Consider the following 15,071-nt stretch of genomic DNA (forward strand, 5'->3'; position numbering starts at 1 on the left):
TGTCCGGAGCGGGCCAAGAAGTCGTCCGCGACCACGACGCCATCGCTGTCGAGGACTTCCGCCCGAAGCTCCTGGCCCAAGCACCATGGCCCGCAGCAAGGACGCTGGCGTCCTGCGGCCCTCCCGCCTGTCGGGCACGCGCCGGACGCCCCTCCTCGGGGGCGCCTGGCGTTGCGTATGTGTGCCCTCAGAGCGACTGCGCCGCCGGCTTCACCATCCCCCGGACCGTGCGGGACTTCACGAAGTCGCCCATCGCGGTCATCTCCCACTCGCCGGAGAACTGCTTGATCAGCTTGGCCATCATGACGCCGGTCTGGGCCTCGGCGCTGGTGAGGTCGAAGCGGACGAGCTCCTCGCCGGTGGCGGCGTCGAGGAGGCGGCAGTAGGCCTTGGCGACCTCGGTGAACTTCTGGCCGGAGAAGGAGTTGACGGTGAAGACCAGTCCGGTGACCTCCTGGGGGAGCCGTCCGAGGTCCACGACGATCACCTCGTCGTCACCTCCGCCCTCACCCGTGAGGTTGTCACCGGAGTGCTTGATCGCGCCGTTCACGATCGACAGCTTGCCGAAGTAGCAGCTGTCGATGTGGTTGCGCTGCGGGCCGTACGCGATGACCGACGCGTCCAGGTCGATGTCCTTGCCCCGGTACGCCGGCTCCCAGCCGAGGCCCATCTTGACCTGGGAGAGCAGCGGGCGGCCGCCCTTGACCAGGGAGACCGTCTGGTTCTTCTGGAGGCTGACACGGCCCTTGTCCAGGTTGATCTTGCCGGCGCCGGGTGCGGGGGCCGCGGGCGCGGCCGGAGGTGCGGCGGGGGCCGGGGGCGCCGTGAGGCGCGGGTCCAGGGGCGGGGCCGGCGGGGCCACCGGAGGTTGCATGGTGGGGGCGGGTGGGGCGACGGCAGTGGTCTGTGCCGGGGTCGGTGCGGGTTCCTCCACCGTGACGCCGAAGTCCGTCGCGATGCCGGCGAGGCCGTTCGCATACCCCTGGCCGACCGCGCGGGCCTTCCACGCGCCGTTGCGCAGATAGATCTCCACGATCACCACGGCCGTCTCCGTGCTCAGCTGGGGCGGGGTGAACGTGGCGATCACCGAGCCGTCCGCCGCGTTGCGGATCGTCGCCGTCGGTTCGACGCCCTGGAAGGTCTGGCCCGCCGCGTCCGGGCTGGCCGTGACGACGATCTTCTCGATGCCCGGGGGGACGGCCGTCGTGTCCACCGTGATCGAGTCGGGGGTCGTACCGCCGCCGGAGCGGTACGTCACGCCCGGGCCGGTCGGCTGGTTGTAGAAGATGAAGTCGTCGTCCGAGCGCACCTTGCCGTCGGCGGTGAGCAGCAGGCCCGATACGTCGAGCCGCACCGGGGCGGCGACGTCCACGGCGACGCGGGGGGCGGGCAGCGGGATGTTCGAGCCGGGGGTCATAGCGGTCATGCCGGGTGAACGATTCAGGCCGCTTTACCGTTCCCTTACCGAGCGGGTCGGGGGCCGTTCGGGGGTGCGGGTGTCTGGGGGCCGGTGAGGTGGGGGGTGTCCGGGGTGCGTGGGCGGGTGCGGGTGGGTGGGGGCTGGTCGCGCCCACGCGGCGGAGCCGCATATCGATACAGCCCCGCGCCCCTGAAAAGCAGGGGCTGCGCCCCGTGCTTTTCGGCCCGCAGGGCCGTGGGTCTTCAGGGGCGCGGGGAACTGCGCGAGCAACCACATCCCACCCGCACCCGTCGTACGACCCTTGGCAGAGCGGATCGGCGGCTTTCAGACCCGGGTGACCTGGGGGCCCAGCAGCGCGTACCGGTGGGCCTCCGCCGTCGGCAACAGCGTGCTCGTGACGATCGCGTCCAGGTCGCTCACCTCGGCGAAGCGGCAGAAGCTGACCGCGCCGAACTTGGTGTGGACGCCGGTGAAGACCGTGCGCCGGGAGGCGCGGATCGCCTGGGCCTTGACCTCGCTGACGGCCGGGTCGGGGGTGGTGAGGCCCTGGTCGCGGGTGATGCCGTTGGCGCCGATGTACGCCAGGTCGATGACGAAGCCGGCGAGCATCTTCGTCGTCCAGTGGTCGACGGTCGCGAGGGTGCCGGGCCGCACCCGGCCGCCGAGCAGCAGCACGGTGGTGGTGCCGGCCTCGGCGAGCGCGCCCGCGGTGGCGAGGGAGGCGGTGACCACGGTCAGCGGCCGGTCCCGGGGCAGCGCCTCGGCGATGAGCTGCGGGGTGAAGCCCTCGTCGACGAAGACCGTCTCCGCGTCCCCGAGCAGTTCGGCCGCCGCGGCCGCGATCCGGCGCTTCTCGGGCACATGGCTGGTCGCGCGGAAGGCGAGCGTCGTCTCGAAGCCGGCGCTCTCCACGGGATACGCCCCGCCGTGCGTACGGCGGACCAGCCCGTGGTCCTCCAGGGCACGCAGATCACGCCGTACGGTCTCCTTGGCGACCCCCAGTTCGACGGCCAGCTCGGCCACGTCGACCGCGCCCGTGCGGCGGGCGGCCCTGACGATCTCGCGTTGCCTTTCTTCCGCGCTCATGGCCGACACCTGCTCTCCCTCGCCGTAGTGCTGCCCGTTCGGGCCCGGTGGGGGCCTCGGTGCAAGTTCTACAGCGGGTGCGCGGCGCCGACCAGGCCTGTTGCGGATGCCCGAACGCGGGAGCGGGCGGGCCCGTTCGGTGCCCGCCCGCTCCTTCCGTACGTCGTCACGGCCCTCGTATCCCGTACGGCGTACGAACCTGTGCGCCCGTAAGAGGCGTCAGTGCGGCCAGATCGGCGGGTCGCTCACGAAGTGGCCGCCCAGGTTGGCGTGCGCCACGTTCGCCGGGTCCAGTTCGCCCTGCTCGGCGATCAGCTTCTCGGCGTACGGCTCGGAGTCGTCCTGCGGCTCGTAGCCCAGGGCGCGGGCGGTGGAGAGGTCCCACCACAGGCGGGTGTTGGCGGAGGAGCCGTAGACGACGGTGTGACCGACGTGCTCGGCGGTCAGGGCCGCGTCGAAGAGACGGGCGCCGTCGGCCGGGCTCATCCAGAGGGAGAGCATGCGGACGCTGGTGGGCTCGGGGAAGCAGGAGCCGATGCGTACGGAGACCGTCTCCAGGCCGTGCTTGTCCCAGTAGAACTGGGCCAGGTCCTCGCCGAAGGACTTGGACAGGCCGTAGAAGGTGTCGGGGCGGTGGGGGGTCTCGATCGGGATCAGCGGATCCGGGCCCTGCGGGCGGGGCGTGAAGCCCACCGCGTGGTTGGAGGAGGCGAACACGACACGGCGCACGCCCTCCTCGCGGGCGGCCTCGTACAGGTGGTACGTCCCCTCGATGTTCGCCTTCAGGATCTTCTCGAAGGAGGCTTCCAGGGAGATGCCCGCGAGGTGGATGATCGCGTCGACGCCCCGTACGGCCTCGCGCAGGGCCGCCCTGTCGGCGAGGTCGGCGGTGATCGCGTCCGGCTCGCCCTCGATGGGCAGCATGTCCAGGAGACGCAGCTCGTAGCCGTGGGCCGGGAGCAGCTCCCGCATCAGGGTGCCGAGTCCACCGGCGGCGCCGGTGAGCAGAACGGTGCGGGGAGCGGGCATCCGTGGATCTCCTTGCATCGCCATCTGTGCACATGGGCGTCCGACATTCACATTCGTGGACACGCTAGGGAGTGTGGGTCCCGTGCGTCAAGTGTGGCGCGGAGGCGGGAAATCGCTGGTGCGGTGGGGGTTACCCGGCTTGACCGGCCGCAAGGGGGCGCCTTAGCGTGCTTCTGTTCAGAAATGTAAACACTGATCAGCTACATGGACTACTGATCAGCTGCATGGACTAGGGAGAGCCCGTGACGTCAGCCCCTCTCGCCGCCCGGCTCAGGGTCCCCAGCGGACCGCTGTTCTTCCCCGTCACGGCGTACGGGCCGGACGGCACGATCGACCTCGACGCCTACCGCGCCCACGTCCGCCAGGGGGTCGAGGCCGGGGCCGCCGCCGTCTTCGCCTGCTGCGGCACCGGTGAGTTCCACGCGCTCACGCCCGAGGAGTTCCAGGAGTGCGTACGGGCGGCCGTCGCGGAGACGGCCGGGCGGGTGCCCGTCGTGGCCGGCGCGGGCTACGGCACCGCCCTCGCCGTGCGCTACGCGCGTCTCGCCGAGGAGGCCGGCGCCGACGGCCTCCTCGCCATGCCCCCGTACCTCGTGGTGGCCGCCCAGGAAGGGCTGCTGCGCCACTACCGCGAACTCGCCGCCGCGACCTCCCTCCCCGTCGTCGTCTACCAGCGCGACAACGCCGTCTTCACGCCGGAGACGGTGGTCGAACTGGCCCGCACGGAAGGGATCGTGGGCCTCAAGGACGGCGTCGGCGACCTCGACCTGATGACGCGGATCGTGAGCGCGGTGCGAAGCGGGGCGCCGGATGCCGGTGACTTCCTCTACTTCAACGGCCTGCCGACCGCCGAACTGACCCAGCCCGCCTACCGCGCCGTCGGGGTCCCCCTGTACTCCTCGGCCGTCTTCTGCTTTGTTCCGGAGATCGCCCTGGCGTTTCACCGGGCGCTCGGCGCGGGAGACGATCGAATCGTGGAACGGCTGCTCGAGGGTTTCTACCGCCCCTTCGTCGAACTCCGCGCACAGGGACGCGGCTACGCCGTGTCACTGGTCAAGGCCGGGGTACGGCTACGGGGGCTGGACGTGGGAGAGGTACGGCCGCCGCTGCACGAGCCGGCCGAGGAACACGTCAAGCGGCTGGGCGAGTTGATCGAGCGCGGTTACGCGCTGCTGGAAGAGTGCCAGGAGGTCAAGTGAAGGCGTCGACGTTCGTCTACCCGTGGGACGTCAACGGGGATCCGGCCGCCGCGGAACGCGTCGCGGGGCTGGGCGTGGAACAGGTGACGCTCGCCTCCGCCTACCACTCCACGCGCGCGCTCACCCCCCGCCACCCCCGGCAGCGCATCGTCACCGCCGAGCACGCGGCCGTGCTGTATCCGCCGGGTGCGCGTTGGGAGGGCCGTACGCTGCGGCCGTACGCGGCGGGGGAGTGGGCGCCCGGCGACGCGTTCGGGGAGGCGGCCGAGGCGCTGGCCGCCGCCGGTCTCGAGGTCCACACCTGGGTCGTTCTCGCGCACAACTCCCGTATGGGCGCCGAGCATCCCTCGACCTCCGTGGTCAACGCGTACGGGGACCGGTATCCCTGGGCGCCGTGCGTCGCGCAGCCCGCGACACGCGAGTACCTCGTCGACCTGGCGGTGGAGGCGGCGGTCCGCCCGGGGGCCCGGGGCACCGAGCTGGAGTCGCTCGGCTGGTACGGCATCTCCCACCTCCACGCCCATGACAAGACGGGCGGGGTCGGGCTCGGGGACGCCGGGCAGTACCTGATGTCGCTGTGCTTCTGCGGAACCTGCCGCGACGGCTACGCCGAGGCCGGGCAGGACCCCGACGCGCTGGCGGCGGCCGTCCGTGACGCGCTGGAGCCGCTGTGGCGGGGCGAGGGCGTCGACGAGGGCTGGCCGGCCGTGGAGAAACTCCTCGGCGCCGAGCGGGCGGCGGATACCCGGGTGTGGCGCGACGCGATCGCACGCTCGCTCCAGGAAGCGGCTGTGACGGCGGTACGGGCCGCCGCGCCCGGGGGGTTCCAGGTGCTGCTGCACGCGGACCCGGTGACGTACCACTGCGGGGCGAACCCGGGGGTAGACCCCGCGCACATCCTGGGCGTGGCGGACGGTGTCGTCGTCCCGTGCGCGGGCGGACCGGGGCTGCTGCCCGCGTTCGCCGAGGCCGGGGCGGAGGGCGCCGTGCTGGCCGCCAACTTCGGCATCGTGTCGGGGATGGGCGGGAGCCCGGTGACACTCGCCGAGGACGCGGGACGGGCGATGGAGCTGGGGGCGACCGAACTGCGGCTGTATCACGCGGGGTTGGCTTCGGATCAGGATCTGGTGGCGGTGCGGGAGGCGTTGACGGCGGTGGGCTGAATCGAGGGGGTCTCCCCCTCGTCGAGGGGCGAGCCGAGAGGGGGAGACGGGCGTACGGCGGGACCCTCACCTGAGAGCGGCCCTGGCGGGGTCTAGTGCCAGTTGCTGATCTTGACGTCGTGCGGCGCGGGCTCTCCCTTGCCGGTTTCGACCACTTTCTTGAGGCTCATCAGGAAGGTCGCCCATTTGGTGCTGCAGTGGTACATGAACTCCACCGGCTCCTTCCAGCCCTCGTGCCGGAACAACACGATCGTGAAGCCGTCCTCGTGCTTGAGCTCGAAGCGGATCTGCGTGCCGATCCATTCCTCGGGGCCGTCCACGACCTCCCAGACCACGCGCTCGGCGGGCTGAGCCTCCAGCACCTTCATGTCGAACCCGCCGGGCTCGAAGCGGAACCTGATCACTCCCCCGACGTCGCCGTCGCCCTCCGTGTCCTGCGTCCACCAGCTCGCCAGCCCGTCGATCGTGGTCAGGGCGGCGTAGACAGCGTCGGGAGACGACGTGACTCCGATCCTGTGCAGGATGTCCACCATCTCGATACCTCTTCTCGTGCAGGCGCCCGCATGCGGGCGCGGTTCATCGGCGCCGCATCGGATGTGGCGACGTTCGTACGTGAGAGGTCATCCCTCTTGGCCGCGCTGGATTGCCTCGGCGATCCGCTTGATGCGATGCAGCCGGGCGTCCCAACTGGCCCCGACCGACGACAGCTGCGCGACCGCGCGGGCGAGCTGGGCCTCGTCCACCTGGTAGAGGCGCTCGCGTCCGGACGGCGTGACGTGGACCAGCCCGACCCGGTGGAGTACGCCGAGGTGTTTGGCGACCGCCTGCCGGGTGACCGGCAGCTGCTCACTGAGCGTGGTCGCCGTCCCGCCGCTGTCGGCCAACAGCAGGTCGAGCATCCGCCGCCGGGTCGGGTCCCCCACCGCCGACCAGAGTTCGTCGTCGATGGTGACGCTCATGGTGTCGACACCAGCCGAGCGACGTACGCGACGAGGCGGGGCAGGAAGTAGTCCCAGCCGGTGACGTGCTCGCGGTACTGCTCCTCGAGCACGGCCGCCTCCCAGCCCTTCTCCCGGAACCCGGCCTCGGTGAAGCGCAGCAGTGTGCCCGCACCCGACGGGACCAGCTCGAAGGTCACCAGGAGCGAGTCGGCCGGCGCCGCGGCTTCGGCCTCGTCGTACACCCACCGGAAGGAGAACCGCCGGGGCGGGTCGGCCTCGATCACCGTGAGCGGTACGACCTTCGCGTCCGGCGTGGTCCTGTCGCCGAACCGGATGACCCCGGTGGCGCCGGGCACCGGCTTCAGCTCCGCTTCGTCCGGCCACCACTCCCGCAGATGTTCGGGCCTGCTGATGACCTCGTAGACCACCTCGGGTGTGGCTTCGATGTAGAGCTCCCGCTCGATGCTGCCGTACTCCATCTCACGCTCCCGTCTTTCGCAACCTTTGGTTGCGTATAACTGTAGACCTCCCCTCTGGGACGCGCAACCAAAAGTTGCTCCAAGGGTTCACCGGCGGCAATGGCGCAGCAGTCGGGCCGCCGACAGGACGAATCCCGCCCCCACGGCCACCAGCAGTACCTGGAGGTTGATCAGTTCCACCAGTCCCGCGCCGATCGCCATCCCGACGGCGGTCGGGGCGAAGAGCAGGGTGTGGGCCGTGGCGGTGGTGCGACCCAGTAGCTCGGGCGGGGTTCGGCGCTGGATCGCGGTGAGCGTGGCGGTCAGGGCACAGGGGAGGCCGATGCCGATCGCTGTGCTGCAGGCCAGCGTGAGGGTGTCGTTCGGTAGCGCGCGCAGGGCCACCGCCGATCCCGTCAGGGCGATGCCGTACGCCGCGAAGGGGAGTTCGCCGAGGCGGCGCAGGAGCGGGCCCGTGGTCAGGCCGATGGTGATCGAGCCGATGCCCTGGGCGACGTAGAGGAGGCCTGTGTAGGCGGGGGAGTGGCCCAGGGACTCGACCACCGCGTAGATCAGGGCGCCGTTGATCCCGGAGAGCAGCATGGTCGTGGCGCCGGCCAGGACGAGGGGGCGTAGGCGTTCGTCGGCGAGCAGATGGCGGGCGCCTTCGGTCGTGCGGGCGCGCCGACCCGCGGTGGGCTGCTCGAGTGCGGGGCTGGTCAGCGGTGTCTTGGGGGCGACCTCGCCACCTGCCTGGGCCGTCGACGGCCCAGGCTCCGGGGCACCCTCCCGCACCCGCGCCAACCCGTACACCCCCGCCGCCGCGACGAACGTGACCGCGTCCAGCAGTGCCACCGTCGCCCCGCCGTACGCCGCGTACAGCCCCGCCCCCGCCAGCGGAGCCACCAGTTTCATGCTCTCGTTAGCCGTCATGCGCAGCCCGTTGAAGTCGCCGAGGAGGGACTTGTCGATGGCCGTGGTGACGAGGGCCGACTCGGCCGCGTCGGCGACGACGCCTGCCGCTCCGTAGACGAGGAGGACCGTGTAGAGGAGCCACAGGTCGCCCGGGGTGTCCACGGCGAAGAGGGTGAGGAGGAGGGCGGCCAGGCCCAGGTTGGTGGTGATGAGGAGGGCGCGGCGGCGGGGGCGGTCCGCGAGGGTGCCCAGGAGGGGGCCGGCCAGGACCGGGGCCCACAGGGCGAACGCGCACAGCGCCGCGAGCGCGTCCGAGCCGGTGAGGTCCTTGACCCAGACGCCCGCGACCAGCCACATCGCCGACGAACCGAGGCCCGAGACCACCACTCCGGCCAGGTACAGCCCCGCGTTGCGGTCCCCGAGGACGCGCGTCGTCGCCCATGGCGTGGATGTCATGGCTGGTGATCGTGGCGCTAAGGCCCTGCGCCGCGGATCGGGCGGATGCCCTAGGAATCGTCGCCGGGAGGAGTGGGTGCGTGGCGAGCGATGAGTTCTCGGGGCGCCGCAGGTCCACCGAAGCCACATTCGACCCCGACGGGTGGGTGGGGCTTGGCGCTGAGGGGCTGCTCCCTCTCAGCCGGAGCGCACGCTCGTCGTCACCCACTCGGCGATGTCGTGAGTCGCCGCGCCGGGGGTGAAGAGGGCGGCGACACCCATGTCGCGCAGTGCCGGGATGTCGGCTTCCGGGATGATCCCGCCGCCGAAGACGGTGATGTCCTCCGCCCCGGCCTCCTTCAGCAGCCTGAGAACCTCGGCGAAGAGGGTCATGTGGGCTCCGGAGAGCACCGAGAGGCCTATCCCGTCGGCGTCCTCCTGGACCGCGGTGTCGACGATCTGGCGTGGTGTCTGGTGGAGCCCCGTGTAGACGACTTCCACCCCGGCGTCCCGCAGGGCACGGGCGATGACCTTGGCGCCACGGTCGTGGCCGTCCAGCCCCGGTTTGGCGATCACGACGCGAACGGGTGTCGATATCACTGCTCTTCCCTCACTGCTCTTCCCTCTCTGCTCTTCCGCTTTCCGCTTTCCGCTTTCCGCTTTCTTCTTTCCTCGCGACGGCCGTCAGAAGGCATCCGTCGGTGTGTAGGTGCCCCACACGTCCCGGAGCGCGTCGCTGACCTCGCCCACCGTCGCGCGGGCCTTCAGGGCCTCCCGCATCGGGTAGAGGACGTTGTCCGTGCCCTCGGCCGCCTTCTTCAGGTCGGAGAGGGCCGCGTCCACGGTCGCCTGGTCGCGCTCGGCCCGCAGCTTCGCAAGGCGTTCGGCCTGTTGGGCCTCGATCGCGGGGTCCACCCGCAAGGGCTCGTACGGCTCTTCCTCGTCGAGCTGGAAGCGGTTGACGCCGACCACGACGCGCTCGCCGGAGTCCGTCTCCTGGGCGATGCGGTAGGCGGAGCGTTCGATCTCGTTCTTCTGGAAGCCGTGTTCGATGGCTGAGACCGCGCCGCCGAGGTCTTCGATCTTCCGCATCAGCTCGACGGCCGCCGCCTCGACGTCGTCGGTCATCTTCTCGATGACATACGAACCTGCGAAGGGGTCGACCGTCGCGGTCACATCGGTCTCGTACGCCAGCACCTGCTGGGTGCGCAGGGCGAGACGGGCGCTCTTGTCCGTCGGCAGCGCGATCGCCTCGTCGAAGGAGTTGGTGTGCAGGGACTGGGTGCCGCCCAGCACCGCGGCCAGGCCCTGGACGGCGACGCGGACGAGGTTCACCTCGGGCTGCTGGGCCGTCAGCTGCACGCCGGCCGTCTGCGTGTGGAAGCGGAGCATCAGGGACTTGGGGTTCTGCGCGCCGAACTCCTCCCGCATCACCCGGGCCCAGATCCTGCGCGCCGCACGGAACTTGGCGACCTCTTCCAGGATCGTCGTACGGGCGACGAAGAAGAAGGACAGCCGGGGGGCGAAGTCGTCGACGTCCATGCCCGCCGCGACCGCCGTACGGACGTACTCGATGCCGTCGGCCAGGGTGAACGCGATCTCCTGCGCGGGGGAGGCGCCCGCCTCGGCCATGTGGTAGCCGGAGATCGAGATCGTGTTCCACTTCGGGATCTCGGCCCTGCAGTACTTGAAGATGTCGGCGATCAACCGGAGGGAGGGCTTCGGCGGGAAGATGTACGTCCCGCGCGCGATGTACTCCTTCAGCACGTCGTTCTGGATCGTGCCGGTCAGCCGGTCGGCGCCGACGCCCTGCTCCTCGGCCACCAGTTGGTACAGAAGCAACAACACCGCGGCCGGCGCGTTGATCGTCATCGACGTCGACACCTTGTCCAGCGGGATCCCGCCGAACAGCACCCGCATGTCGTCGACCGAGTCGATCGCCACGCCCACCTTGCCGACCTCGCCGTGGGCGATCGGCGCGTCGGAGTCGTAGCCCATCTGGGTGGGCAGGTCGAAGGCCACCGACAGGCCCATGGTCCCGTTGGCGATCAACTGCCGGTAGCGGGCGTTGGATTCCGCCGCCGTACCGAAGCCGGCGTACTGGCGCATGGTCCACGGACGGCCGGTGTACATCGACGGATAGACGCCACGGGTGAACGGGTACGCACCCGGCTCACCCAGCTTCTCCGCCGGATCCCAGCCCTCCAGGGCGCCCTGGCCGTACACCGGCTCGATGGGCAGTCCCGACTCCGACTCGCGCATGCCTTCCCCCTGATGCCTGTGGTGGTGCCGGTGCCGGTGTCAGGCCCGGACGTCGAGTACGTACTTGCCCGTGGACGCCCGTGTCTCCAGCAGTTCGTGGGCGTGCACGACGTCCTTCAGCGGCAGCACCTTCACGTCGACGCGGACCGCGCCCTTCGCGACTTCGGCCAGCGCCTGTTCCAGATGGGCGCGGAGCAGTTCGGGTGCGCGGCCGGCGACACCGCCGAGGTTGTAGCCGACGAGCGAACTGTTCGTGTACCAGGGGTGATTGCCCTCGAACGTGACGTCCTCGGCCGCGGCGTTGCCGAAGATGACATGCCGTCCGAACGCGGCCAGCAGGCCGGTCACGGAGGAGCGGAACGCGCCGCCGACCGAGTCCAGGACAAGATCGGCGCCCGCTCCGCCGGTCCGCTCCGCCACCTCCCGCTCGATCTCCTGGTACGACACGACGCTGTCGTAGCCGAAGGCACGCGCGTACTCGGCCTTGGCCGGGCTGCTGGTCACGCCGATCACCGTGGCCGCGCCGAGCGACCGGGCCAGCTGTGCGGCGGCCGTACCGACTCCGCCCGCGGCGGCGAGAACGACCACGGTCTCGCCCTCGGCGAGGTGCCCGGCCGAAGTGAGAACGCCCAGGGCCGTGGTGACGTTGCAGAGGGCTCCGGCCGCCAGGGTGCCGTCCAGTCCGGAGAGTTCGCCGTCCAGTCGCACGGCGTGCCCCGCGCCCACGGCGACGACCTCGGCGTTTCCGCCGCCCCCCAGAGTGAGGGCGGCCACCCGCTCGCCGATCTCGAAGCCGGTGACGTCGGCGCCGACGGCACGGACCCTGCCGACCGCCTCCAGGCCCGGGGAGTGCGGCAGATCCACGGGGAACTGGCCGCGCCGGAACATCACTTCGGCGAAGTTCACGCCCGCGTGATCGACGTCGATCGTGATCTGTCCGGGCTCCGGCTCCGGCACCGGGACGTCCGCGACGGTCAGGACGGACGGGCCGCCGAAGGACTCGAACCGGACGGCGCGCATCAGGGCCACGGGGGGCTGGGAGGTGTTCGTCATCGGATTCCTGTCTCGCTGAGGGTGCTGGTGGGGCCGTGTCCGGTGAGCAGACGGGTGCCGCCCGGACAGGCGGTGACGATCGTGCGGAGGGAGGCGTCCAGGCTCGCGGGGCTGGCGCCGGGCGCGTCGGCGCGCCCCTTGCCCGCCGCGAGCAGGGTGTCTCCGGTGGCGAGCAGCGGCACCTCGCCGCCGTCGAAGCGGAACATCACGGAACCGCCGGTGTGGCCGGGCGTGTGCAGCACGGTGACCTGGCCCGCCGCGAAAGCCACTTCGCCGCCGTCCTCGGGCAGGTCACCGACCTCGTCGGGCTCCTGGTCGGGGTGGCCGACGAGCAGTTCACGGGGGAAGGTGTCCGGCAGCCCTTTGGCGGGGGCGCCGAACTGGTAGCGGTCGGCCGGGTGGATCCACGCGGCGATGCCGTAGCGCCGGGCGAGCGGCACGGCGTCCCAGGTGTGGTCCATGTGGCCGTGCGTGAGCAGGATCGCCTCGGGTTCGAGCCGGTGGGCGCGGATGGCCTCGGCGACCGCGTCGGCGGCGTCGTGCCCGGGGTCGATGATCAGGCACGGTGATCCGGGTCCCGCGGCGACGATGTGGACGTTCGTGCCGAACTTGCCGGTGGTGGCGGACAGTACGAGCATGCCTTCGACTCTGTCGGAGTCCTCGGCCATATGTCAATTGCCGTTTGTGAAGCAGAGCTCTGTCTTATCGCTCAGCTATAGTGCCGAGGTGTCATCACCCGACGGGTGTGCTGTCGCACGCCGGGCGGACGCGCTGTCGCCGTGTTTCCCCAGGAGGTTCGTACGTGAAGGCCATCGCCATCCAGCGCTACGGAGGGCCGGAGGTCCTGGAGCTCATGGACCTTCCCGCACCGCGGATCGGCCCGGACGTCGTGCTCGTCCGGGTGCGCTACGCGGGCGTCAATCCGGCGGACTGGAAGATCCGCGAGGGCTACATCGACGACTGGTTCGAGTCGCACTTCCCCATGGTGATGGGCTGTGACCTGTCCGGTGTCGTCGAGCGTACGGGCCTCGGCGTCACCGAGTTCGCCCCGGGCGACGAGGTCGTCGGCTATGTCCGAGCCGACCACATGCAACGCGGCACGTACGGCGAGTTGGTGGCCGCCCCCGTCCGCACCCTGGCGCACAAGCCGCACACCCTCGACTGGCGCGCCGCCGCCGGGCTCCCGGCCGCCGGCCTCACCGCCTACCAGGCACTGCGCCGTCATCTGGAGGTCGGCCCGGGTGACGTACTGCTCGTGCACGCGGCGGCCGGCGGGGTCGGCTCCCTCGCCGTCCAGATCGGCCGTGCTCTCGGCGCCCGGATCATCGGTACGGCGAGTGGGCGCAACCACGAGTTCCTGCGCTCGCTCGGCGCCGAGCCCGTGACGTACGGCCCCGGGCTCGGCGACCGGGTGCGGGCCCTGGCCCCGGAGGGCGTCGACGCGGTCTTCGACCTCATGGGCGGTGACACGCTGCACGCTTCGCCCGCCCTGCTGCGCCCGGGGGGCCGCCTCGCGTCCATCTCGGGGGACGTGACCGGGCTGGGCGGGCGCTATGTGTTCGTCCGCCCCGACCCGGCCGACCTCGCCGAGCTGGTGGCTCTGGCGGACCGCGGCGAGGTACGGGTCCACGTCAGCGCCGAGTTCCCGCTCGCCGACGCGGCGCGTGCCCACGAGCTCGTGGCGACCGGCCATGTGCGCGGCAAGGTCGTCCTGGCGGTCACGCCGGCCTGACCGCACAGCGGTGACCGGTCAGCGGTCAGCGGTCAGCAGCCAGCAGTCAGCAGTCAGCAGTACGTGCGAGAAGGAAGGGCCGTCCCCCTGGGGGGCGGCCCTTTTCCCTGTCCGTCTCCATGGACTTCCCTGTCCGTCTCCTTGTACTTCCCTGTCCTTTTCCACGGCGGCCGCGCTTCCTTCCGTCTCTCCAGTGAGCCTTGAGCGGCTTTCGAGCAGGCCATGCCGGAGCCTCGGCCCAGCCGTGGCGGAGCCGTCGGCGGAACCCCTCGGCGTTCTCGGCCGAGCCCCCAGAGGTGACTGCGAGGCTGATCTCACGCCTCCCAGGGGGCCGCCGAACGAAACCACGGACGAACGGGACTGGGTATGACCATTGCTGAGCAGGAGCGGCCGGACGCCGCCCCGGCCGCGGCCGAACCGGCCTACCGGCGTTCGATGGACCGGGCGCTGGTGCACCGCCGCGCCATCATGGAGGTCTTCGTCACGGACGCGGCACGGCTCGGCGACGAGACGTTCGCCGTGGCGGTGCAGGCACCCCGCGCGCACAGCTACTACAACGACCACACCCAGCGGCCCGGGCTGCTCGACCCGCTGTTCCTGCTGGAGGCGGCCCGGCAGGCGGTCACCGTCGTGGCGCACCAGTGGCTGGGCGTCTCGTACGACACGTCGTTCCTGATCAGCGACTGGACCACCGAGTTCACGGACCTGTCCGCGCTGCGGACCCGTGGCGACGTGCCGGACGAGTTCGTCGTCGAGGTCACCACCCGTGACCTCAAGCGGCGGGGGACCCGACTGCTGGCCGCCACGCTGGAGTGCGTGTTCGTCGTCGGAGGCCGACACGCCGGAACGAGCGTCATCGTGGCCGGTTACCTCAGCCGTGACGGCTACCAGGCACACCGCGAGAAGAGCCGGGGAAACGTTCCGCCTCTCTCCTCCGACATGCCGTGCGACCGCGTCGGCGCCCCTGTGGCGCCCGGACTCGTCGGCCGCGAGCGGACCGGGAACGTGGTGCTGACCGACGTGGCACACCCGGGCGGCCCGGAGCTCCTGCGCGCCTCGCTCGAGGTACCGGTACAGCACCCGGCGATGTACGACCACCCACTGGACCATGTGCCCGCGATGGCCCTGATGGAGGCGGCCCGCCAGGCGGCGGTGCTCGCCGCCGGGGCGCCGGCGGAGCGGCGGTACGCCTACGCCTTCGGCGCCACCTTCAGCCGGTTCGTGGAACTGGACAGCCCGGTGACGGTCGCCGTCACCCCCTCCGACGACGAGCGCTTCACCGTCGACTTCCGGCAGGACGGCGCGTCCGTCTGCACCGCCACCGTCGGCGTCGCCGGGCTTCCCGCGCCGCCGGCCACGGACACGGGCGGCAGGTGAC

Annotated in this window: 15 protein-coding genes; 4 read left to right on the forward strand and 11 right to left on the reverse strand. The window is 71.1% G+C overall.

The genetic code is table 11. From position 1 onward, the window contains the following. Window positions 1–187 precede the first annotated feature (187 nt). The 3 genes from JIX56_RS35735 to JIX56_RS35745 form a co-directional block, all read right to left on the reverse strand. A complete protein-coding gene (locus JIX56_RS35735) occupies window positions 188–1,417 on the reverse strand; it encodes a TerD family protein (RefSeq protein ID WP_257551307.1) in 1,230 nt (409 codons plus the stop codon). A 327-nt stretch (window positions 1,418–1,744) separates the two neighbouring features. After that, complete coding sequence (locus tag JIX56_RS35740; protein ID WP_257546751.1) at window positions 1,745–2,506, reverse strand: DeoR/GlpR family DNA-binding transcription regulator; 762 nt, start codon at window positions 2,504–2,506, stop codon at window positions 1,745–1,747. Between the two features lie 219 nt (window positions 2,507–2,725). Continuing rightward, a complete protein-coding gene (locus JIX56_RS35745) occupies window positions 2,726–3,535 on the reverse strand; it encodes an NAD-dependent epimerase/dehydratase family protein (protein ID WP_257546753.1) in 810 nt (269 codons plus the stop codon). Between the two features lie 242 nt (window positions 3,536–3,777). Here JIX56_RS35745 and JIX56_RS35750 point away from each other — a divergent pair, with 242 nt between their 5' ends. Both JIX56_RS35750 and JIX56_RS35755 read left to right on the forward strand, forming a co-directional pair. Next, window positions 3,778–4,734, forward strand: coding sequence for a 5-dehydro-4-deoxyglucarate dehydratase (locus JIX56_RS35750; RefSeq protein WP_257546755.1), 957 nt, complete (start codon window positions 3,778–3,780; stop codon window positions 4,732–4,734). After that, on the forward strand, window positions 4,731–5,897 hold the full coding sequence (locus tag JIX56_RS35755) for a hypothetical protein (protein ID WP_257546757.1): 1,167 nt from the start codon (window positions 4,731–4,733) through the stop codon (window positions 5,895–5,897). The genes JIX56_RS35750 and JIX56_RS35755 overlap by 4 nt, the downstream gene beginning before the upstream one ends. A gap of 92 nt (window positions 5,898–5,989) precedes the next feature. Here the strand turns inward: JIX56_RS35755 and JIX56_RS35760 are convergent, their stop codons facing one another. From JIX56_RS35760 to JIX56_RS35795, 8 genes are all read right to left on the reverse strand, one after another. Beyond that, on the reverse strand, window positions 5,990–6,430 hold the full coding sequence (locus JIX56_RS35760; protein WP_257546759.1) for an SRPBCC family protein: 441 nt from the start codon (window positions 6,428–6,430) through the stop codon (window positions 5,990–5,992). Window positions 6,431–6,517: 87 nt separating this feature from the next. Further along, window positions 6,518–6,856: an ArsR/SmtB family transcription factor gene (locus JIX56_RS35765; protein WP_257546761.1), complete on the reverse strand. Its 339-nt coding sequence runs from the start codon at window positions 6,854–6,856 to the stop codon at window positions 6,518–6,520. Then, window positions 6,853–7,317 carry an SRPBCC domain-containing protein gene (locus JIX56_RS35770; protein ID WP_257546763.1) on the reverse strand — a complete coding sequence of 155 codons (465 nt, stop codon included), beginning with the start codon at window positions 7,315–7,317 and terminating at the stop codon, window positions 6,853–6,855. Before JIX56_RS35770 ends, JIX56_RS35765 begins: the two co-directional genes overlap by 4 nt. 87 nt (window positions 7,318–7,404) lie before the next feature. Next, window positions 7,405–8,667 carry an MFS transporter gene (locus JIX56_RS35775; RefSeq protein WP_257546765.1) on the reverse strand — a complete coding sequence of 421 codons (1,263 nt, stop codon included), beginning with the start codon at window positions 8,665–8,667 and terminating at the stop codon, window positions 7,405–7,407. Window positions 8,668–8,844: 177 nt separating this feature from the next. Continuing rightward, window positions 8,845–9,246, reverse strand: a complete 402-nt coding sequence (locus JIX56_RS35780) for a cobalamin B12-binding domain-containing protein (protein WP_257546767.1) — start codon at window positions 9,244–9,246, stop codon at window positions 8,845–8,847. An 84-nt stretch (window positions 9,247–9,330) separates the two neighbouring features. After that, window positions 9,331–10,908: an acyl-CoA mutase large subunit family protein gene (locus tag JIX56_RS35785; RefSeq protein WP_257546769.1), complete on the reverse strand. Its 1,578-nt coding sequence runs from the start codon at window positions 10,906–10,908 to the stop codon at window positions 9,331–9,333. A 39-nt stretch (window positions 10,909–10,947) separates the two neighbouring features. Further along, window positions 10,948–11,961 carry a quinone oxidoreductase family protein gene (locus JIX56_RS35790; RefSeq protein WP_257546771.1) on the reverse strand — a complete coding sequence of 338 codons (1,014 nt, stop codon included), beginning with the start codon at window positions 11,959–11,961 and terminating at the stop codon, window positions 10,948–10,950. Continuing rightward, window positions 11,958–12,599, reverse strand: a complete 642-nt coding sequence (locus tag JIX56_RS35795; RefSeq protein WP_257546773.1) for an MBL fold metallo-hydrolase — start codon at window positions 12,597–12,599, stop codon at window positions 11,958–11,960. The genes JIX56_RS35790 and JIX56_RS35795 overlap by 4 nt, the downstream gene beginning before the upstream one ends. Window positions 12,600–12,763: 164 nt before the next feature. Between JIX56_RS35795 and JIX56_RS35800 the strand changes: the two genes are divergently transcribed. Both JIX56_RS35800 and JIX56_RS35805 read left to right on the forward strand, forming a co-directional pair. Then, window positions 12,764–13,693, forward strand: coding sequence for an NADP-dependent oxidoreductase (locus tag JIX56_RS35800; RefSeq protein ID WP_257546774.1), 930 nt, complete (start codon window positions 12,764–12,766; stop codon window positions 13,691–13,693). 366 nt (window positions 13,694–14,059) lie between these two features. Then, window positions 14,060–15,070 (forward strand): ScbA/BarX family gamma-butyrolactone biosynthesis protein, encoded by a 1,011-nt coding sequence (locus JIX56_RS35805; RefSeq protein WP_257546776.1) that lies wholly within the window; start codon window positions 14,060–14,062, stop codon window positions 15,068–15,070. Window position 15,071 lies beyond the last annotated feature (1 nt).

It is taken from the genome of Streptomyces sp. CA-210063, from assembly GCF_024612015.1.
Lineage (GTDB): Bacteria > Actinomycetota > Actinomycetes > Streptomycetales > Streptomycetaceae > Streptomyces.